Raw genomic sequence first — 19,210 nt, 5'->3', positions numbered from 1 at the left:
GACCGCACGCAGACCGGACGCCGCGCGGCTCGACAAAACGACAGGACAGGGGCGAGACAGAGGTCGCACAGGGCTTGACGCAGTCAGGGCCGCGGACGGGAGTGCCACGACGTCCGCCGGCAATTACACCGGGCAGTACGGTCACTCATCACAGCGAGGGCACGATGGACTGGCTACATAGCATTTTTCATAAGTCACCTGAGATCGCGTTGTTTCTCTCTCTGGCAGTCGGCTATTACGTCGGCCAGATCAATTTCGGCAAATTCCAGCTAGGCGGGGTGGGCGGCTCGCTACTTGCCGCTGTCGTGATCAGCCAGTTCGGCGTCACGATCGACAACGGCGTGAAGTCGGTGATGTTCGCCGTCTTCATTTACGCGGTCGGTTACGACTCGGGACCGGGCTTCTTCAACTCGCTCAACCGCAAGACGCTGCGTGAAATCGCCATGGCGATCTTCCTTGCGGTGTCCGCGCTGATCACTGTGGTGGTGTGCGCGAAGCTGTTCCACCTCAACAAGGGACTCGCGGCAGGACTGGCCGGCGGCGCGCTGACGCAGTCGGCGATCATCGGCACGGCGGGCGACGCGATCGCGCGACTCAGCCTGCCCGCCGACGAGATCAAGTCGTTGCAGTCCGACGTGGCTATCGCTTATGCGGTGACCTATGTGTTCGGCTCGCTCGGCGCGATCATCGTCTGCGTGAACATCCTGCCGAAGTTCATGGGGCAGGGCTTGCGAGAGGCGTCGATCGAGGCGGAGAAGGAGCTGTCCGCCGGTTCGTCGTCGTCGCTGGGAGCGGGGCAAATTCGTGCGTTGCCCGAACTGGTGGGACGTGCCTACAAGATCGACGTAAGCGCCGGAAAAACGGTCAAGGCAGTCGAGACGCAGCATCAGGACATGTTGACCATCGAGCGCATCAGGCGCGACGGTCAGAACCTCGAGCCGACACCCGATCTGACGTTGCAACTCAACGACGAAGTGCTGGTGATCGGCCGCCGCGAAGCTGTGGTCGCATTCGGCGCGAACGGCAGTGAGATCGCCAACGTGGACGACATTGGCGTCGTGATGCAGACCCGCGAAGGCGTGTTCACCCGCAAAGGCATGAACCATACGACGATCGCCGCTGCACGCGAAGTCGTGGATCGAGACGTGCGTCATGGCGTGTATATCCAGGGCGCGAAGCGTGCCGGCCAGCCGCTGCCCATCCTGCCGGAGACCAAGCTCGAACACGGCGACGTGATCACCTTCTACGGCTCGCCGAAAGACACCAAACGTGCCGTGGATGCGGCCGGCTACGAGCTGCCGTACAGCAACAAGACCGACTTCATCTACATGGGTGTGGGTCTGGTGCTTGGGCTGCTGATCGGCCTGATCGTGGTGAATGTGGCGGGGATTCCGCTCACGCTCGGCTCGGGCGGCGGCTGCCTGCTCGCCGGCCTGCTGTTCGGCTGGATGCGCGGCAAGCATCCCATGTACGGCGTGTTGCCGTCGGCGGCCTCGCAGTTGCTGAAAGACTTCGGGCTGGCTGCGTTCGTCGCGGTGGTGGGCCTGAACTCCGGACTGCAGGCCGTGGTGACGGTCAAGCAGAGCGGCATGACGATCTTCCTGCTGGGCGTGTTCGTCACGCTGTTCCCGCTGCTGCTGACGATGCTGTTCGGCCGCTATGTCCTCGGCTACAAGAACGCCGCGATTCTGGCCGGCGCGCTGTCCGGTTCGCGCAGCGCGAACCCGGCTTTCGGCGGCGTGCTCGACAAGGCGGAAAGCGCCGTGCCCACCGTGCCGTTCGCGATTACCTATGCGATTGCGAATGTGGCGCTGACGCTGCTCGGGCCGCTTGTCGTGGGTCTTGTCTAACGCAGAGCCGGTCTCATAAGGCTCGATTCGCCACTCTCATTCCTTCACGCCGGCGCTGCCGCAGGAGCGCCCGCCGCCGGCGTATCTCACCCTTGCAATGGAGAATGCATCATGGCAAAAGGCAAAAGCGAAACCGAACAGGACAAGCTGGCAGCACTCAGCCCGTTCGAACTGAAGGATGAACTGATCAAGGCCGCTGGCGGCGGGGCGGTCGAGCGTGCCGCCAACGTTTCGATGCTCAACGCCGGCCGCGGCAACCCGAACTTTTTGGCGACCATCCCGCGCCATGGTTTCTGGCAACTGGGCCTGTTCGCGATGCGCGAATCGGAGCGCTCGTTCGCCTACATGCCGGAGGGCGTGGGCGGTTTCCCACGCCGCGAGGGGCTCACGGAACGCTTCGACCTGTTCCTGCGCGAAAACAAAGGTGTGCCAGGCATCGACTTCCTGCGCGGCGCCATCTCGTACGTGCGCGACCAACTGGGTCTTTCGGCGGGCGACTTCCTGTACGAGATGTGCGAAGGCATCCTTGCTTCGAACTATCCGGTGCCGGACCGCATGCTCAAGCTCTCGGAGATCATTGTCGGCCAGTATTTGCGCCGCGAGATGATCGGCAAGTATCCGTTTGTCGGCGAGTTCGACATCTTCGCAGTGGAAGGCGGCACTGCGGCGATGACCTACATCTTCAACACGATGCGCGAAAACCGGCTCATCAAGCCGGGCGATACGATCGCGCTCGGCATGCCGATCTTCACGCCGTACATCGAGATTCCGCGTCTGAACGACTATCAGCTCAATGTCGTGAATCTCGAAGCGACGGTGGAAAGCGGCTGGCAGTATTCGAAGAAGGAACTCGACAAGCTGCGCGATCCGAAGGTGAAGGCGTTCTTCCTCGTCAATCCGAGCAATCCGCCCTCGGTGAAGATCAATGACGAGAGCCTTGAATATATCGCCGACATCGTCAAGGAGCGCCCGGACCTGATCCTGCTCACCGACGACGTGTACGGCACCTTCGCCGACGAATTCGTGTCGCTGTTCGCGCTGGCGCCGAAGAACACGATTCTCGTGTACTCCTATTCGAAGTACTTCGGGGCGACCGGCTGGCGTCTCGGCACGATCGCCACGCATCGCGACAACGTGCTCGACAAGCTGCTGGCCGAGTTGCCGAAGGACGTGAAGAAGGAGTTGCACACGCGGTACGAGTCGATCACCACGGAACCGGACAAGCTGAAGTTCATCGACCGTCTGGTGGCGGACAGCCGCACTGTCGCGCTGAATCACACGGCCGGTCTATCGACGCCGCAGCAGGTGCAGATGGTGCTGTTCTCGCTGTTCTCGTTGATGGATACGCCGGATGCGTACAAGAACGCGTTGAAGCGGCTGATTCGCAAGCGCAAGCAGGCGTTGTACGAGGAGGTGGGCATTTCCTTCGAGGACGACGATCCGAATCAGGTCGACTACTACACGATTCTCGACATCGAGTTTCTCGGCGAGCGGATGTTCGGCCGCAAGTTCGTGGAATGGCTGCTCAAGAATACGGAGCCGAGCGAGTTGCTGTTTCGCCTCGCGCGCGAGGCACGCGTGGTGCTGTTGCCGGGCAAGGGCTTCGGCACGCAGCATCCGTCGGGCCGGGTGTCGCTCGCCAACCTCAACGAGTCCGACTATCGCCAGATTGGCCGTGCAATGCGCAAGCTGATCGAGGAGTACGTCGAACGTTACAACAAGGAAACCGGCAGCAAGCTGGACAGGCATGCGGTGAAGTGAAGACCTGGCGGGCGGCTAGCGTGATATGCGAGTCGCCCGCCAGGCCCGCCCCGATCCAGGCGCACCCGTACGGCCGTGGTCGGGCCGTGCGGGCTCTTGCTGGGTAGCGGCTTCTTCACAAGTCGCAGTCTGGAAGGGGAATATTGCCGATCCACTCAACCTCGCCCAGTCCGTTGATCACGCACGTCTGACCGATCAGCACATCGTAAGAGAGGCCGACTTCGCGAAGTTGCGCCTCGCTGAGCCAACCGCTCGCCCAGCCGATCGACGCCCAGTACTGAACCGACGCATGCTCGACGCCCAGTTCGCCGACCGCGCTCACCACTCCGAAACGTTTGTCTGCCCGATAGTCCGCGGGGCGCGCGGCTTTGTCGTCGTTGGTTTTCCATTCTTCAATGAAGTGGTCGTAACGATCCGCATGCAATGCGATGAATCCGTAGCTGCCGGCGTCTGCGAAAACGGCTTCGAGAAAGGCCTTGCGCGCGCCGTCGGCCCCCATCGCCTGACACAAGGTACCGAGAAGGGCCGCGTTGAGGTGCGAGGCCGACTTGTTGAGGTAGTCGGATAAGCCGGCCACTCTCCACCTTGGCGAGGGCTTGCCGCTGACCGTGGGTGTGACCCATTCCATGCGGATGCCGCGTGCTTCCCAGGCAAAGAAATCCATCATCAGGCGTTCCAGGTCATCCGCGAATAGCCATTCGTCCGGCAGCAGACCTGGACCTTGCTCGTCGAATTGATCGCCAACGCAATTAATGGCAAACCTCGGCCGCCCGATCCGGTTTACGTACGCTTCGAACTGACTGGAATTCGTCAAAACAGAACGGAATACTTTTGTGCATTGCGAAGATGCGCTGATCACGGGTAAACCTCCATGTGACGATGCTTGATATCCCACAAGAGAGCCGGCGGCATATTGCATTAAAAAATGAATTAAACGGCTGTTAAATTTTTATGCTAATTAAAAAGTGCGAGTCGTTTGAAAGCAGAGACTGGATTTCGCGCGGAGTTGCCTGTGGAACGTGGCGTTCGTCAATGACGAGTGCATGGTTTCAGGCAACAAAAGAGCCATGCTCGGGCTCGATCGATTCGTTCAACACGTGCGTCAAATGCGCTTGACACTGATCTGATGATATACAAAAATTGGCTGGAATGGAAAGTGGGTCTGGCAATTTTCACGGGTGGCAGGTTGTGGTGCGATGCGGCAGGCGAGTCCGTAAAATGTCATTCCGATCATTGCAGCCGGTTAAATAGTGAAGTCGCCCGGATTCGTTTATGTTGTCGTTGTCTGCGAGATCGTATTGATTGAATAAAGTCGAAGAGGGGTTAATCGAAGTAGACATAGGTATTCGCGAATAGGCAACTCATCCCCGGAGTCCCAGGGCGGCACGCATGGTACGGAACCGTCCTGAACCTCCGGGTTCGAGGCGCCTTCCTGGAGGGCACGGTCATGAACATCGAACAGACGAACACGGAAGCGCTTACGCTGCTGCGCGTACTGCGGGCGTGGACGCGGACGCCCGACGAAGAGCCGGACGAGGGGCGCATGCATCCTTTGTATCCGTGCAACGTCCCCAGGCACAACGGCTGTTATGACGAGCGTCCGCTCTGGCTTGCGATCGAAAAACTTCTCGACGAGAACGGCTACGAGTGACGCGGAGTAGCCTTCATGACCAGCCTTGATCCGAAGCGGGATACCCGTCGCAGCGGGCGAGGAGACGGGCCGCTCATCACGGCCAGGCCATGCTGTCAAAAAACTTGCACAATCGGCCGGATCGGTGAATGATCGCTGGTCAACGTATAAGCGGCCTCGCCAGCGTCACAGTTGGCGAGGCCGCTTGCACCTCCGGCACCTTGACTTCCTCCGTACCGATCATGTCCACCACTACTTCCACACCCGTTCCCTGTCCGGACGTCGAATCGCTCGACGCCATCCTCCCCGAAGAACCGCTGTTGATGATGGGCGCCGGCCCGGTGCCGATTCCCGCCGCTGTCGCCAAGGCCAATACGGTGGTGATCAATCACCTTGGAAGTACGATGGTGAAGGTGATCGGTCAGGTGAAGACCATGGCGCGTTACGTGTTCCAGACCCGCTCCAAGTGGGTGCTCGGCGTGGCGGGCCCAGGCTCGGCGGCGATGGAAATGGCGATCTCCAATCTGGCCTGGACGGGCACGCGTGTGCTGAGCATCAAGAATGGCTTTTTCAGCGAACGGATGGCGGAGATGGGCCGGCGCGTCGGCGCCGAGGTGGCGACGCTCGACGTAGCGGATCGCACGGTGGCAAGTCTCGATCAGGTGGCCGAAGCGATCCGCCGCGAGCGGCCGGAGATCGTCACGATCGTGCAGGGCGAGACCTCCAACACGGTGGTGAATCATCATCTGAAAGACATTGCGGCGTTGGCGAAGGCGGCCGGCGCGCTGGTGATCGTCGACGCCGTGTGCACGCTCAGCACGATGCCGCTGGAAATGGACGCGTGGGGTATCGACGCGGTGATTACCGGCGGCCAGAAAGGACTGTCGTCGATTCCCGGCGTGTCCCTGATCGCGTTCTCGGATGCCGCATGGGAGCGGGTGAAGCGCCGCACGGCGCCGAATGCGCACTGGTGTCTCGACGCGTCGCTGGCGGAGAATTTCTGGCACAACGCGGGCTATCACTACACGGCGCCGGTGTCGGGCGTGTTGGCCTTGCATGAGGCGCTGCGCCTCGTGTGCGCGGAGACGCTCGAGAAGCGCTTCGCGCGGCATCTGAAGTGTTCCGTGGCGCTGCAGGAAGGCATCACGGCGCTTGGTCTGCAGCTCTACACACCGCAGGCGTGTCGGCTGAACTCGGTAGTCGGCATCGAGGTTCCGCAGGGCCTGAGCCCCGGCGATATCTGCGGGCACATCTCGCGGCATCATCAGGTGGAGATATCGGGCTCGTTTGGTTTGCCGATCGTGCGGATCGGGCAGATGGGCGAGCAATGCCGCGAACACAACCTGTTCCGGACGCTGCATGCGCTGGGCCGGACCGTACTGGATCTGGGTGTGGCCGTCGATTTGCCCGCGGGTGTGGCGGCGTTGGAAAAGTCGCTGTCGGGCGGAGCGCGTAGCGTGACGGCGCGCTAGTTGCGCGGCGCGGCGTCTCCTGGGTGCGGGCCGGCCGCGGAGGCCGGCTCGCCGGCGGGCGGTGCGGTACGTTCGCGGCTGTTCACATCGCCCAGCCGCGACATTGTCCCCATTTAAGCGTCTGATCGCCGCAGATGCCGTCACTTTTTTGGAATAGAGCTTCAACCTGCGACTGCAGGTCACGTGCCAAGCCTGCGTTTCCTTACTATTATTACAACTGAAGGATGACGCAAATCAAAGGCTAATTGGGCAACAGTGATTTCTCATGTGAGGTCTCACGCCCCGCCTGTAAAGGGGGTACAAAATGAGCAACACCATCTACGACGAACGTCTTGAGTTACTGCGGACGATTTCCACCGACATCCTCGGCATCGATCAGCTCGAGCAGACTGGCAAGCTGACGAAGGACCTGCGCATTGTCCACATCGAGGATCTGACCCATGCGCTCGAAGCCGCCTACGATGCGGGCCTGATGGTGGGGCATCGCGTGGCGCGCGGCGGCAATGACGACACCCGCTCGATCGACGAAATTTTCTTTCCTTGAGCGGCGCGAGGCTGCCCGTTACGGCCGGTCGGCCACTCCGGGCGTAACAGGGCTGGCCCGTCAGGTCGCGGCCGGCGCGTTCGGCACGCGGGCGTTGCGCAGGTACAGCATGGTCGACAGCACCACCGCGGCCGCGGAGGCCGCCGCCGCAAACAGGAACACCGAGCCGTAGCCGAACGCACCTGCGATATAGCCGGCGAGCGGCCCGGTAATCCCCAGCGACAGATCCAGAAACACCGAGTACGCGGACAACGCCGCACCGCGGCTGGCCGGCGGCACGAGGCCGACCGCTTCGACGCCGAGCGCCGGAAACACGAGGGCAAAGCCGAAGCCGGTCAACGCGGCGCCGGCCAGCGCGAAGTGCGGCTCGGGCGCGAGCCAGAGCATCAGTAAGCCCACGCATTCAAACGAAAACGACGCAATCGCCACCCGAAAGCCGCCATACGTCTTGATGGTATTGGCGAACAGCAGGCGCGCGCCGATAAACAGCGTGCCGAACACGGTCAGCGACAGGGCTGCGTTCGGCCAATGCCGTGCGGCGTAGAACAGGGTGATGAAGGTCGCGATCGAGCCGAAGCCAGCCGAACCGAGCGCGAGTCCGATGCCGTGCGGCAGCACGCGCATGAACACGCTGCGATACGACATGCGTTCGCCATGTACGACAGGCACCGGCGCGATGTGCCGCGCGAGGTAGTAGCCAAGCGCGGCCAGTGCGATCACCACGATGCCGAGCGCCGCATAGCCGACCAGATGCGCAATCGCCACGCCGAGCGGCGCACCGATCGCCAGCGCGCCGTAAGTGGCAATGCCGTTCCACGAGATCACGCGCGCGTTGTGCGACACCCCCACGCGGCCGATCCCCCACAGAATGGCGCCGGTCCCGCACAGGCTCTCGCCGAAACCGAGCACCAGCCGGCTCAACACCAGCAGCGTCAGGCTGAGACCCGGCCAGTGCCCGCACAGCACGGCGAGCAGCAGCATCACGCCGCTCGTGCCGCAGCCGATCAGTCCAATGGCGACGGTCCGCTTCGGACCGAGCGTGTCGGCCGAGCGGCCGGCCAGCGCGCGCGAGGCGAGGGTGGCCAGGTACTGCACGCTGATCGCCGCCCCGGCGACGATCGCGCTGAAGCCCAGGTCGTCGTGGACATAGCCAGGCAGCACCGCGAGCGGAATGCCGATGGTCAGATAACAAATAAACGTGAAAAAAACGACCGGAATGATCTGCAGGGTGGTCGCAAATTCGCTGCGCGGTGTAGCGGTGTCGGCGGACATGGGGAAAACGAGACTTGAAATCGGCGGGAAGGCGTGATTTTCCCATGGAACCGATTCCCTTGCAGGACTTGCTTAATACTTTTTGCGCCAAAAATACGGTGCCGGATCGATATAAAGGACGGATTTCGGTGTCGCTTCACGCGCCGGGCTCGCTTAGATGGCGAATACCGTGGCTAAATTGCGGTATTTTGATAATAAATGCTGCAATTTAACGCATCTCATATAAGTGCACTTCGCTCCAAACCTGTCTCCTTATCGTCCCAACGATATGTCCCGCATGTGCCCTTCGCTATGGGTTGCAGATATTGACGGTGATAGCGTTCGAATCGTCACCGCAGCATTGTCCCCACGGACAGAACAACTCAAGAGTAAGAGACATGACCCAGCCGATTCGCTTCTACCACCGCAACGCGATCCGCGAGATCGCGAATGCGCCCGTCACCCGCACCGTGCTGCAGTACCTGCGTGAAGATGCCCACTGCACCGGCACCAAGGAAGGGTGCGCCGAAGGCGACTGCGGCGCGTGCACGGTCGTGGTCGGCGAGCGCGACGAAGCGGGCGGCGTGAACTTCAAGGCGGTCAACGCCTGCATCCAGTTCCTGCCTACCCTGGACGGCAAGGCGCTGTTCACGGTCGAGGACCTGCGCCAGCCGGACGGCTCGCTGCATCCGGTGCAGGAGGCGATGGTCGAATGCCACGGCTCGCAGTGCGGGTTCTGCACGCCGGGTTTCGTGATGTCGATGTGGTCGCTGTACGAAAAGCACGGCCACGAACAGAGCTGCGCCAACAGGACGGTGCCCTCGCGCGACGACATCAGCAATGCCCTGACCGGCAACCTGTGCCGTTGCACCGGCTACCGGCCGATCGTCGACGCGGCGGTACGCATGTTCGAAGCGCCGGCTCCGAAGGCGCCGGTCGACCTCGCCGCGCTGTCGGCGAAGCTCGCCACGCTCAAGCGCGGCGAGACCTTCCACTACGAATTCGCCGGCCAGCAGTTCGACGCGCCGCGCACGGTCGCCGCGCTCGCGCAGATCAAGGCGGCCCAACCGGCCACCCGCATCCTCGCCGGCAGCACCGATATCGGCCTGTGGGTCACCAAGCAGATGCGCGAGCTGGGCAATATCGTCTATGTCGGCCAGATCGAAGCCTTGCGGCGCATCGAGGTCTCCGACGAGTGGATCGAGATCGGCGCGGGCGTGAGCGTCGAGGCGGCCTACGAGGAGATCGCGAAGCACTATCCCGAACTGACGGAGATGTGGAAGCGCTTCGCCTCGCTGCCGATCCGCAATGCCGGCACGCTCGGCGGCAACATTGCCAACGGCTCGCCGATCGGCGATTCGATGCCCGGCCTGATCGCACTCGGCGCGCATGTGGTGGTGCGCGGCGGCGAGATCGAACGCGAAATGCCGCTCGAAGACCTGTACCTCGCGTATCAGAAGAAGGACATGGCCGAGCACGAGTTCGTCGTCGGACTGAAGGTGCCTACGCGCACCGGCGTGCGCCAGAACCTGCAGTTCCGCACCTATAAGCTCTCGAAGCGCTTCGATTCGGACATCTCGGCGGTGTGCGCGGCGTTCTCGTTCATTGCCGACGGCGACACGATCCGCGAACCGCGCATTGCTTTCGGTGGCATGGCCGCGACCTCGAAGCGCGCGACGCACGCTGAAACCGTGCTGCGTGACGCCGAATGGCACGAAGCCACCGCGCAGGCGGCGATGATCGCGCTCGGCAACGACTACGCGCCATTGAGCGACATGCGCGCCACCAGCAACTATCGCCTCGAGGCGGCGAAGAACACGCTGTATCGCTTCTGGCTGGAGACCCGGCCGCACAATCCGCTGCCCAAATCCGCGCTCGACGTGCGCGCGGTGCAGGCCGCCTGCGCGAACGCCTGACCCAGTCAACCGGATACGGAGAACCACTCGAATGAATCAGCAAGCAGAACCGTTCCTGAAAGACGTTCAGGACTTCGACGATTTCACCCAGGTACACATCTCGCGGCCGCATGAGTCCGCGCATCTGCACGTGAGCGGCCGCGCCACCTACACCGACGACATTCCGGTGCTCGCCGGCACGCTGCACGCGGCGCTCGGCCTCTCGCCGAAAGCGCATGCGAAGATCGTCTCGATGTCGCTCGACAAGGTGCGCGCGACGCCCGGCGTGGTCGCCGTCTTCACGGCGCAGGACATCCCGGGCGTGAACGACGTCGGCCCGATCATCCATGGCGACGATCCGATCCTCGCGGACGGTGTGGTGCAGTATGTCGGTCAGCCGATGTTCATCGTCGTCGCGATTTCGCATGAAGCAGCGCGGCTCGCCGCGCGCCGCGCCGAAACCGTCTTCGAAGAGCTGCCGGCGATTCTCACCGCGCAGCAGGCCCGCGCCGCGAATCAGCACGTGTTGCCGCCCATGAAGCTCGCTCGCGGCGACGCCGGCGCGAAGATCGCGCGTGCGGCCCATCATGACGCCGGCGAAATGCTGCTCGGCGGCCAGGAGCAGTTCTATCTGGAAGGACAGATTTCGTACGCAGTGCCGAAGGACGACGACGGCATGCACGTCTACTGTTCAACTCAGCACCCGACCGAAATGCAGCACCTGGTGGCGCACGCATTGCACGTGCCGTCGCACAACGTGCTGGTCGAATGCCGCCGGATGGGCGGCGGCTTCGGCGGCAAGGAATCGCAATCGGGCCTGTTCGCCTGCTGCGCGGCGATTGCCGCGTGGAAGCTGCTGTGTCCGGTGAAACTGCGCCCGGACCGCGACGACGACATGATGGTCACCGGCAAGCGCCACGATTTCCACTACACCTACGAAGTCGGCTATGACGACAAGGGTGTGATCGAAGGTGTGAACGTGGACATGACCTCGCGCTGCGGCTTCTCCGCCGACCTGTCAGGTCCCGTGATGACGCGGGCGCTGTGCCACTTCGACAACGCGTACTGGCTCTCGGACGTGACGATCGACGGCTTCTGCGGCAAGACCAACACGCAGTCGAATACGGCGTTCCGTGGTTTCGGCGGTCCGCAAGGCGCGTTCGCGATCGAATACATCATGGACAACGTCGCGCGTTCGCTGGGCGAAGATTCGCTCGACGTGCGCCGTCGCAATCTGTACGGCAAGACCGAGCGCAATCAGACGCCGTATGGGCAGGTCGTCGAAGACAACGTGATCCACGAGTTGATCGACGAACTCGAAGCGACCAGCGAATACCGTGCGCGTCGCGAGTCGATTCGCGAGTTCAATGCGAACAACGAAGTGCTGAAGAAGGGGATGGCGCTCACGCCGGTGAAGTTCGGCATTGCGTTCAACGTTACCCACTTCAACCAGGCCGGCGCGCTGGTGCACATCTACACCGACGGTTCGGTGCTGGTGAATCACGGCGGCACGGAGATGGGACAGGGGCTCAACACGAAGGTTGCGCAGGTGGTCGCGCATGAACTCGGCATCAGCTTCAACCGCGTGCGTGTCACGGCAACCGACACCAGCAAGGTGGCGAATACCTCGGCCACGGCGGCCTCGACCGGCTCCGATCTGAACGGCAAGGCCGCACAGGACGCCGCGCGCCAGTTGCGCGAGCGCCTTGCCGCTTTTGCCGCGGATCGCTACGGCGCGGGCGAGGTGAGCGCCGCCAGCGTGCGCTTCGGTCACGACCGCGTGGCCGTGGGCGACGCCGTGGTGCCGTTCGACGAGATCATCGCCAAGGCGTATCTCGCCCGCGTGCAGTTGTGGTCGGACGGTTTCTATGCAACGCCGAAGCTGTACTGGGATCAGTCGAAGCTGCAGGGTCGGCCGTTCTACTACTACTCGTATGGCGCGGCGGTGGCGGAGGTCGTGATCGACACGCTGACCGGCGAAATGCGCGTGCTGCGCGCCGATGCGCTGCATGACGTGGGCGATTCGCTGAATCCGGCACTCGATGTCGGTCAGGTGGAAGGGGCCTTCATTCAGGGCATGGGTTGGCTCACGACCGAGGAGCTGTGGTGGAACCCCGGTGGCAAGCTGATGACGCATGCGCCATCCACCTACAAGATCCCAACCGTCAACGATACGCCGCCGGACTTCCGCGTCAGGCTGTTCAAGAACAAAAATGCTGAAGACAGCATCCACCGTTCGAAGGCCACGGGCGAGCCGCCGCTGCTGCTGCCGTTCTCGGTGTTCTTCGCAGTCCGTGATGCGGTGGCGAGCGTGGGCGACTACAAGGTCAATCCGCCGCTCAACGCACCCGCGACGAGCGAAGAGATCCTGAAAGCGGTTGCGGCCGTGCGCGCCGCTACGGCCGCACCGCGTCAATAACCGAAGCGCTACCGGAATGCCCGCCATGGACCTGTCTTCTTTCGTTCAGATCGGCCGGCGCAGCAGCCATGCTGTGTCGCGTCCGGCACCGATGCATATCGTGCTGTTCGGCGCGGGTCACGTCGGTCATGCGCTGATTGCCTTGCTGGGGAGCCTGCCGTGCGTCGTGCAATGGGTCGACGAGCGCGACGAGCTGTTCCCCGACGAAGTTCCGGCCAACGTGCAGGTCGAGGCCACCGACACGCCCGAGGCGATCGTCGACACCGCACCGGCGGGCGCGTACTTCCTCGTGATGACGCACAACCATGCGCTCGATTTCTCGCTCGCCGCGCGCATCATGCGGCGGCGCGATTTCACCTACTTCGGGATGATCGGCTCGAAGACCAAGCGCGTGAAGTTCGAGCGGCGGTTGATCGAACGTGGGGTGGATCTGGAGCGGCTGGTAGAGATGACCTGCCCGATTGGCGTGGGCGGTATCGTCGACAAGGCGCCGCAATCCATCGCAGTGGCCGTGTGCGCCGAGTTGCTGCAGGTGCGCTCGCGAGAGGCGGCGCGGCCGGCGGCGTCGATGGCGCGTGAGGTCTGCGCAAGCGTTTGAGTTCGCGTAGCGGCGCGCTTTTACGCCGCCTCTGTTCCCGCCGCCTTCCCCGTGGCATTCCCCACCGCGCCCGGCTTCTTCACGCGCCGCGCCTTTTGCGCCACCAGGCGCTCCGACACCTGCGACATCAAGGTCCGCAACCAGCCGACATCGCTCGGCCGATCCGGTTGCGGATGCCATAACTGGTAGCACCGGATACGCGGAAACGGAATCGGCACATCGACCACCGCGAGCGGCAGCATGTTCGCGTAGTGCATCGCGAAGCGGCGCGTCGTCGTGAAGATCAGATCCGATTGCAGCAGCGTTTGCGGCACGAGGCCGAAGTAGGGCAGCGTCGTCACGATGCGCCGCTCGGCGCCCGCCCGTGCAAAGCCGATATCGATCGCGCCGCTGCTGGCGCCGCTGTACGGCGTCGGCGCGAGATGCGGGGCCGCCAGATAGGTCTCCCGCGTCAGCGGCGCCTGCGCGAGCGGATGGTCGGCGCGCATCAGACACACCACCGTATCCGCGAACAGGTCGCTTTTCTCGAAGCGCGTATCGGGCTTCGGCCAGTTGCCGATCACGAGGTCCAGTTCACCGGCTTCGAGCGCGGCGGCGTGGTCGAGCGTGGGGTTCAGCGAATCGATTTCCAGACGCGCGTGCGGCGCCGCTTCGCGGAACTGCGCGATCACGGTGGGCATGAAGAAATCGTTCAGATAGTCGGGCGCGGCGATCCGGAAGGTGCGGCGCGAGCGGCCCGCGTCGAAGTCGCCATGGGGTGTCGCGACAAAATCCACCTCGCGCAGCACGCATTGCGCCGACGGCAGCAGCGATGCGCCGTATTCCGTGGGCACCATGCCGGACTTGCCGCGCACGAGGATCGGGTCGTTCAGCGTCTCGCGCAGCTTGCGCAGTGCGGTGCTGATGGCGGGCTGGGTCTGGTTCAGGCGCTGCGCCGTCTGCGTGACGCTGCGCTCGACAAGCAGCGTGCGCAGCACGCGCACGAGCCAGATATCGAGGGAGGCGGCAGTGTCGTCCATGGATCAGGTGCGCGGATCAGACTCGGGAGAGGCGTCGTTCGGAGCCCCCACCCAGGCGGCTCGCGGAGCGGGGCGCGAAGTGCATAACCTTAGGCCTGTTTGCCGTGCGGCCGCCATAGCGGACGCGGTATGGCCGGGATCACAGGGCGGCCAGGGCATAGGTGGCGTGCATCGTGGCGCCATGCCGCTTCGATGCGCGGCGAAGGCGCTGACATCCGGCTTTCAGCTCGACTCGCCGTGGCCTCCTGGCTATTCCGTTCTTCAACCCTTCAGCCCGGACGGCAGCGAACTGATCCGCTTCACTTCCTTCGACTCCAGCCAGTTCGGCGTGCGCGCGCAGTACAGCACCATCGGCAGCGCGTCTTCGCCCCAGAACAGCTGATCGTTGAGCCAGAAGGTCGGCACGCCGAACACACCCAGCGCGATCGCATCGGCGGTGTTGCGGCGCAATTGTGCCTTGACCTCTTCTTGCTGGATCAGCTCGGGACCGTCCGGCAAGCCGACCCGTTCGCACAGTTCGGCGAACGCTTCGTCGCTCGACGGATCGCGTCCCTCGCGCCAGATAAAGCGGAAAATCTCCCGCACGCAGTTGATGTCCGCCTTGGCCGCGACGGCGAGCAGCAGCGGCCTCGTCGAATCGAACGGATGGGCCGGCGGCATCTTGAACGGGATGCCGAGCTGATCCGCGCGAAACAGCGCGTGACGGTACATGAACACGCGCTTGGCGGCCACGCCGTAGGCGGGGCGCTGGCCCCAGTGCTGATAGAGATCGTTCAATACAACCGGTGTGACGACGAACGGAAAGCCCGGCCATTTATCGTGTTGCTCGAGCAACAGGTACGTGAACGGCGAGACGAAGTCGTAAAACCACAACGGTTGCGTGGCGTCGATGCCATCGGTCATAAATGTCTCCCGGATTGCTCGGATCTGGACGGAGCGATTGCACACGCGCGTCTGTTACACGCGTCTGCTAAACCATCCAGATTGTCGTGATCTTACGCGGAGCCGGGGTCCCGTGCAGTCCGCATTATCTTCAGCGCTTGCTGAAGTGCTGGGCGCTCAGGCCGTTTCCGAGCTTTCGTTGGGCACGGATGGCCGGGCCGCGTCCAATGGCGGCTCACCGCCGTGCGTGAGCCGATCGCGCACGAAGCCGATATGCTCGCGCAGCACATAGAACTGGTCGGCGTAGGCGAGCGGCATTTTCAGTCCGTTAACCGATTCCTCGATCGCATCGAGCCGCTCGATCAGCGTCACGCGCTCCTCGGCCGAGGTCTCGCTGAGCGCGCTGCGCTCGATGGCGATCAGCGCGCCGTACCAGCGGTAGATGCGCGACTTTACGCGCCACGCATACAGCGACGGCACCAGCCGCAGCGCCGGCACCAGCACCACGATCAGCGGCACCACGACCACCAGCAGACGGTCGGCGAGACTCGCGATCCAGAACGGCAGGATCCGGTACAGAAAGCTCTTGCCCGACTTGTAGTAGCGCGCGGCGTCGTCGCTGATCGGGAAATCGTGTGCGAGCGGCGCCGGGAACTCGCCGGCATGCTGCATCACGTTGGCCTTGCCGTGCACTTCGCGGGCCGCGTCGATCAGCAGATCGGAGAGCGCCGGATGCAGCGAGTCGCGCGCCACCAGTTCTTCGGTCGGCGCGACCATCTGGATCGGCGCCGACGGCAGGTTCTTGCCGAGATCGAAGGCGCCCATCGGCAGATGGATCTGCGTCAGGTAGGGGAAGCGCCGGGCATAGGCTTCGGCCTGGGTGAAATTGTAGAACTGCACGTTGGGCGTGCGGTACAGCTTGCCCATCACCGGCGGCTGGGCGGAATCGCCGGTCAGGAAGGCCGCGTCGACCTGGCCCGACACCAGCGCCTCAGCCGCATCGTCGCCGGACAGCGGCAGCAGTTTGGTGGCGCCGCCCGGCTCGATGCCGTTGGCCTTCAGCAGCGCCAGCGCCAGCTGGCGCGTGCCGCTGCCCTCTGCGCCGATCGCGAGGCGCTGACCCTTGAACTCCGACAGCCGGGTCACGGTGGCGCCGTGGTAGAAGATCGCGAGCGGCACATAAGCCACGCTGCCGAGCGATATCAGGCCGTCCGGCACCGGGCCGGCCGCCACGCCGTCCTGCACGAAGCCGACGTCGACCTTGCTATGCGGATCGGCCAGGCGCTGCAGGTTCTCGGCGGAGCCCTCGGAGGGCAGCACGTTGAGCGTGATGCGGTTGCGCGCAAGAATGGCCTTGTACTTTTGCGCGGCATTCCAGAACGAACTGCCTTGAGGACCGGTGGTGATCGTCAGGGTGTCGGGCGGCGCGGGCTGGATCAGGCGCACGGCGACCCAGATGGCGGCGGCGGCGATCAACAGGATCGGACCGAACGACACCGCCAGATCGCGCCAGGAGATCGCCACGAAACGGGCGACGAGGCGGGCAGGTTTGCGGCCGGTGGAAGACTTCATGGGATGACGTGACGGCGACGATGGTTCGGTGAATGGAGCGGCTTCAGGCCGGCGGCGAGCCGCGTCGTGGTGCACGGGGGCCGCCCGTCCGGCTCGACGAGACCTCTGCCGGCCTCTCTCCGGAGGCCGGGCGGCCGCGCCAGGCGGCTTACTCGCGCCGATGGTACATGAGATTGACGCGGTGGCGGCAGGCGCGGTGTGGGTGCGGTTCCATAAACCCGTAACAAATCGTGAACCGCGCGTGAACCGCGCGCGAACCCCACGCGAACCGCGCAGGAACCCTGGTTGAAACCCCACGCCAACCCCGCAGGAACCCGGCGGGGACCCAACATGAAGGCCGGCGTCCTGCGCTAAACCCTTTGCGCTTCTGGCGCGCGTAGATTAAATTGTGCATCGCTGCTGCGATTCAACGTTTGCGCAGCGCGACCCGGCACGACAAAGTAGAACCGGGCGCGTTGGCGGACTTCGCGGCTCGTCGGCTGGGCGTCGCAATGCGATGGCTCGGGCCGGCCTCTCTCGCCTCTCGCACACCGTGTCGAAGCCTCAAATCGGCCGTGGCCCAGCCGCGCGTATGCGTGCGCCGCAACGGCCGCCCGAAGTCGTAACGAAGCCGCTTGTTAGATGCGGTCATAACCGAAGTAAACAGGAGAAATCATGAAATCGGTCGATTTTCTGAAGGCGCTGGGTGGTGTGGTGGCGGTGGTTGTCGCGTGCAACACGTACGCGCAGTCAAGCGATGCAACGGGCACGACGGGCGCCGCACCGGCCGCTCCGAGCGCCAAGACGGTCAAGAAAGCGGACCGTACACTGGGTCGCAAAGTGCGCAGCGCGCTGGCCAAGGCTCAGGGTATCGACGTGTCGAGCATCGCCGTGCGCTCGCGTGGCGGCGCAGTGACGCTGACGGGCTCGGTGCCTGACCAGGGTCAGGTCGACAAGGCCGGCGAAGTCGCCAAGGGTGTCGACGGCGTGACGTCGGTGTCGAACAAGCTGACGGTGGTTCTGCCGAACTGATCGGCCGCGGCGCGTGCGCCGCAGTGTCTGGAACGGGCTCCGGCGTTTCGCCGGAGCCCGTTCTGCTTTGGGGACCGGGGCGACGCAGTAGAGGATGCCGCGAAGCTGGCCGATGCGAGCGATATGCGCAGTGCGCTATGACACACAAATTTCGCGGGTTGAGGCGTACTGTAAGGGCTTGGAACCGGAGTGAACCCGGAGTGAACCGAAATGGACACCACGCAACAGCGCTATACGGACCTGCCGATCGGCGATCGGGCAGCCTTCGAACTGGTGTGCGCGCGGCACGGCTTTGCGCCGGCGCACTTTGAGATCACCGGGTCGGCGGATCCGGACGATATCGACCATCACCGCCGGCTCGTGACCGTGCGGCGCGGCGGCTGGGCCCAGTCGTATCGTGCCGACGAGGCCGGCTACTGGGTGCGGCAGTTCGAAACCGACCTGACCTGCCGGTTCTTCAAGTAGCGGGCGGGGGCAGGTAGGGCCGCAAGGCGCGGCGCCCCGCGCCTCAGGACATCACCAGTTTCACGCCCACCAGCGTCAGCGTGGCGGCGAGGATGTTGCGCAGTAGCGCATCCGGCGCCCGCGCAGATAGGTAACTGCCGATCGCAATGCCCGGCAGCGAGCCCACCAGCAGGGACAGCAGCATCGACCAGTCGATCGAGCCGAGCAGCCAGTGGCCGGCGCCGGCGAGTAGCGTCAGCGGCACGGCATGGGCGATGTCCGAGCCGACGATCCGCGTCGTGGGCAGCCGCGGGTACAGCAGCAACAGCACCGTCACGCCGATCGCCCCCGCGCCCACCGAAGTCAGCGATACCAACACCCCCAGCACCGCCCCCGTCAGTACGGTCAAGCCGAGCGTGCGGCCCTGGGTGAGCGAGCTCTCGCGGCCCGCGCCGAGTTTGGCGAGTTGTGGCCGGAACACCAGCGCCACCGACGTGATCAGCAAGGCCGCGCCCAGCACGATCTGGATCAACCGGCTCGCGCCCGGCGTATCCATGCCATAGCGGTGCAGCAGGATCAGCGTGACGGTGGCCGCGGGGACGCTGCCGGCGGCAAGCCGCGTGGTCACCTGCCAGTCCACCGATCCCTTCAGGCCGTGCACCAGCGTGCCGGTTGCCTTGGTGGCGGCGGCGTACAGCAGGTCGGTGCCGACCGCGGTGGCGGGGTGGATCTTGAACAGCAGGACCAGGATCGGCGTCATCAGCGAGCCGCCGCCGACGCCCGTCAGTCCGACGAGGAAGCCGACGAACAGGCCGGAGAACGAATACAGGAGTTCGATATGGGGGAGTGCCATGGGGCGGAC

General features: G+C 63.9%; 16 protein-coding genes. 10 read left to right on the top strand and 6 right to left on the bottom strand.

Features of this window, described 5'->3' with window-relative positions; all coding sequences use genetic code 11:
- Positions 1 to 164: 164 nt before the first annotated feature.
- On the top strand, positions 165 to 1,850 hold the full coding sequence (gene aspT / locus BUS12_RS36355; protein WP_074302315.1) for an aspartate-alanine antiporter: 1,686 nt from the start codon (positions 165 to 167) through the stop codon (positions 1,848 to 1,850).
- 111 nt (positions 1,851 to 1,961) lie between these two features.
- Positions 1,962 to 3,611, top strand: coding sequence for a bifunctional aspartate transaminase/aspartate 4-decarboxylase (locus BUS12_RS36350; RefSeq protein ID WP_074302314.1), 1,650 nt, complete (start codon positions 1,962 to 1,964; stop codon positions 3,609 to 3,611).
- Between the two features lie 115 nt (positions 3,612 to 3,726).
- On the opposite strand, the gene BUS12_RS36345 is transcribed toward BUS12_RS36350, so the two are convergent.
- Entirely contained in the window at positions 3,727 to 4,470 is a 744-nt protein-coding gene (locus BUS12_RS36345) for a hypothetical protein (protein ID WP_143788585.1), read from the bottom strand.
- A 588-nt stretch (positions 4,471 to 5,058) separates the two neighbouring features.
- Here BUS12_RS36345 and BUS12_RS36340 point away from each other — a divergent pair.
- The 3 genes from BUS12_RS36340 (at position 5,059) to BUS12_RS36330 (ending at position 7,257) form a co-directional block, all read left to right on the top strand.
- Positions 5,059 to 5,262 (top strand): hypothetical protein, encoded by a 204-nt coding sequence (locus BUS12_RS36340; protein WP_074302312.1) that lies wholly within the window; start codon positions 5,059 to 5,061, stop codon positions 5,260 to 5,262.
- A 221-nt stretch (positions 5,263 to 5,483) separates the two neighbouring features.
- Entirely contained in the window at positions 5,484 to 6,713 is a 1,230-nt protein-coding gene (locus tag BUS12_RS36335) for a pyridoxal-phosphate-dependent aminotransferase family protein (protein WP_074302311.1), read from the top strand.
- 304 nt (positions 6,714 to 7,017) lie between these two features.
- A complete protein-coding gene (locus tag BUS12_RS36330; protein WP_074302310.1) occupies positions 7,018 to 7,257 on the top strand; it encodes a DUF6900 domain-containing protein in 240 nt (79 codons plus the stop codon).
- A 60-nt stretch (positions 7,258 to 7,317) separates the two neighbouring features.
- Here the strand turns inward: BUS12_RS36330 and BUS12_RS36325 are convergent, their stop codons facing one another.
- On the bottom strand, positions 7,318 to 8,529 hold the full coding sequence (locus BUS12_RS36325; protein ID WP_074302309.1) for an MFS transporter: 1,212 nt from the start codon (positions 8,527 to 8,529) through the stop codon (positions 7,318 to 7,320).
- Positions 8,530 to 8,906: 377 nt separating this feature from the next.
- Between BUS12_RS36325 and xdhA the strand changes: the two genes are divergently transcribed.
- Genes xdhA through xdhC form a run of 3 tightly spaced genes read left to right on the top strand, consistent with a single transcriptional unit; the run spans position 8,907 to position 13,420 of the window.
- A complete protein-coding gene (gene xdhA / locus BUS12_RS36320; protein ID WP_074302308.1) occupies positions 8,907 to 10,424 on the top strand; it encodes a xanthine dehydrogenase small subunit in 1,518 nt (505 codons plus the stop codon).
- A gap of 31 nt (positions 10,425 to 10,455) precedes the next feature.
- The gene (xdhB, locus tag BUS12_RS36315; RefSeq protein WP_074302307.1) at positions 10,456 to 12,822 is read left to right on the top strand and encodes a xanthine dehydrogenase molybdopterin binding subunit; all 2,367 of its coding nucleotides are present in this window, start codon (positions 10,456 to 10,458) and stop codon (positions 12,820 to 12,822) included.
- Positions 12,823 to 12,847: 25 nt separating this feature from the next.
- Positions 12,848 to 13,420: a xanthine dehydrogenase accessory protein XdhC gene (gene xdhC / locus BUS12_RS36310; protein WP_074302306.1), complete on the top strand. Its 573-nt coding sequence runs from the start codon at positions 12,848 to 12,850 to the stop codon at positions 13,418 to 13,420.
- Between the two features lie 20 nt (positions 13,421 to 13,440).
- Here the strand turns inward: xdhC and BUS12_RS36305 are convergent, their stop codons facing one another.
- The 3 genes from BUS12_RS36305 to BUS12_RS36295 form a co-directional block, all read right to left on the bottom strand.
- Complete coding sequence (locus BUS12_RS36305; RefSeq protein ID WP_074302305.1) at positions 13,441 to 14,439, bottom strand: LysR substrate-binding domain-containing protein; 999 nt, start codon at positions 14,437 to 14,439, stop codon at positions 13,441 to 13,443.
- A gap of 261 nt (positions 14,440 to 14,700) precedes the next feature.
- A complete protein-coding gene (locus BUS12_RS36300; protein WP_074302304.1) occupies positions 14,701 to 15,342 on the bottom strand; it encodes a 2-hydroxychromene-2-carboxylate isomerase in 642 nt (213 codons plus the stop codon).
- Between the two features lie 156 nt (positions 15,343 to 15,498).
- On the bottom strand, positions 15,499 to 16,893 hold the full coding sequence (locus BUS12_RS36295) for a TAXI family TRAP transporter solute-binding subunit (RefSeq protein ID WP_074302303.1): 1,395 nt from the start codon (positions 16,891 to 16,893) through the stop codon (positions 15,499 to 15,501).
- A gap of 654 nt (positions 16,894 to 17,547) precedes the next feature.
- Between BUS12_RS36295 and BUS12_RS36290 the strand changes: the two genes are divergently transcribed.
- Both BUS12_RS36290 and BUS12_RS36285 read left to right on the top strand, forming a co-directional pair.
- The gene (locus tag BUS12_RS36290) at positions 17,548 to 17,904 is read left to right on the top strand and encodes a BON domain-containing protein (RefSeq protein WP_074302302.1); all 357 of its coding nucleotides are present in this window, start codon (positions 17,548 to 17,550) and stop codon (positions 17,902 to 17,904) included.
- A gap of 210 nt (positions 17,905 to 18,114) precedes the next feature.
- Positions 18,115 to 18,369: a hypothetical protein gene (locus BUS12_RS36285; protein WP_074302301.1), complete on the top strand. Its 255-nt coding sequence runs from the start codon at positions 18,115 to 18,117 to the stop codon at positions 18,367 to 18,369.
- A gap of 43 nt (positions 18,370 to 18,412) precedes the next feature.
- Here the strand turns inward: BUS12_RS36285 and BUS12_RS36280 are convergent, their stop codons facing one another.
- Positions 18,413 to 19,201, bottom strand: coding sequence for a sulfite exporter TauE/SafE family protein (locus BUS12_RS36280; protein WP_074302300.1), 789 nt, complete (start codon positions 19,199 to 19,201; stop codon positions 18,413 to 18,415).
- Positions 19,202 to 19,210 lie beyond the last annotated feature (9 nt).

The sequence above is a fragment of the Paraburkholderia phenazinium genome (genome assembly GCF_900142845.1).
Classification (GTDB): Bacteria; Pseudomonadota; Gammaproteobacteria; order Burkholderiales; family Burkholderiaceae; genus Paraburkholderia; species Paraburkholderia phenazinium_A.
Note: the sequence above shows the minus strand (reverse complement) of the source record. Positions and strands in the feature narration are given on the sequence as shown.

Bases quoted from the DNA above. Each gene is read 5' to 3' on its own strand.
- aspT (WP_074302315.1), top strand. From the start codon at position 165: ATGGACTGGCTACATAGCATTTTTCATAAGTCACCTGAGATCGCGTTG.
- BUS12_RS36350 (WP_074302314.1), top strand. From the start codon at position 1,962: ATGGCAAAAGGCAAAAGCGAAACCGAACAGGACAAGCTGGCAGCACTC.
- BUS12_RS36340 (WP_074302312.1), top strand. From the start codon at position 5,059: ATGAACATCGAACAGACGAACACGGAAGCGCTTACGCTGCTGCGCGTA.
- BUS12_RS36335 (WP_074302311.1), top strand. From the start codon at position 5,484: ATGTCCACCACTACTTCCACACCCGTTCCCTGTCCGGACGTCGAATCG.
- BUS12_RS36330 (WP_074302310.1), top strand. From the start codon at position 7,018: ATGAGCAACACCATCTACGACGAACGTCTTGAGTTACTGCGGACGATT.
- BUS12_RS36325 (WP_074302309.1), bottom strand. From the start codon at position 8,529: ATGTCCGCCGACACCGCTACACCGCGCAGCGAATTTGCGACCACCCTG.
- xdhA (WP_074302308.1), top strand. From the start codon at position 8,907: ATGACCCAGCCGATTCGCTTCTACCACCGCAACGCGATCCGCGAGATC.
- xdhB (WP_074302307.1), top strand. From the start codon at position 10,456: ATGAATCAGCAAGCAGAACCGTTCCTGAAAGACGTTCAGGACTTCGAC.
- xdhC (WP_074302306.1), top strand. From the start codon at position 12,848: ATGGACCTGTCTTCTTTCGTTCAGATCGGCCGGCGCAGCAGCCATGCT.
- BUS12_RS36305 (WP_074302305.1), bottom strand. From the start codon at position 14,439: ATGGACGACACTGCCGCCTCCCTCGATATCTGGCTCGTGCGCGTGCTG.
- BUS12_RS36300 (WP_074302304.1), bottom strand. From the start codon at position 15,342: ATGACCGATGGCATCGACGCCACGCAACCGTTGTGGTTTTACGACTTC.
- BUS12_RS36295 (WP_074302303.1), bottom strand. From the start codon at position 16,893: ATGAAGTCTTCCACCGGCCGCAAACCTGCCCGCCTCGTCGCCCGTTTC.
- BUS12_RS36290 (WP_074302302.1), top strand. From the start codon at position 17,548: ATGAAATCGGTCGATTTTCTGAAGGCGCTGGGTGGTGTGGTGGCGGTG.
- BUS12_RS36285 (WP_074302301.1), top strand. From the start codon at position 18,115: ATGGACACCACGCAACAGCGCTATACGGACCTGCCGATCGGCGATCGG.
- BUS12_RS36280 (WP_074302300.1), bottom strand. From the start codon at position 19,201: ATGGCACTCCCCCATATCGAACTCCTGTATTCGTTCTCCGGCCTGTTC.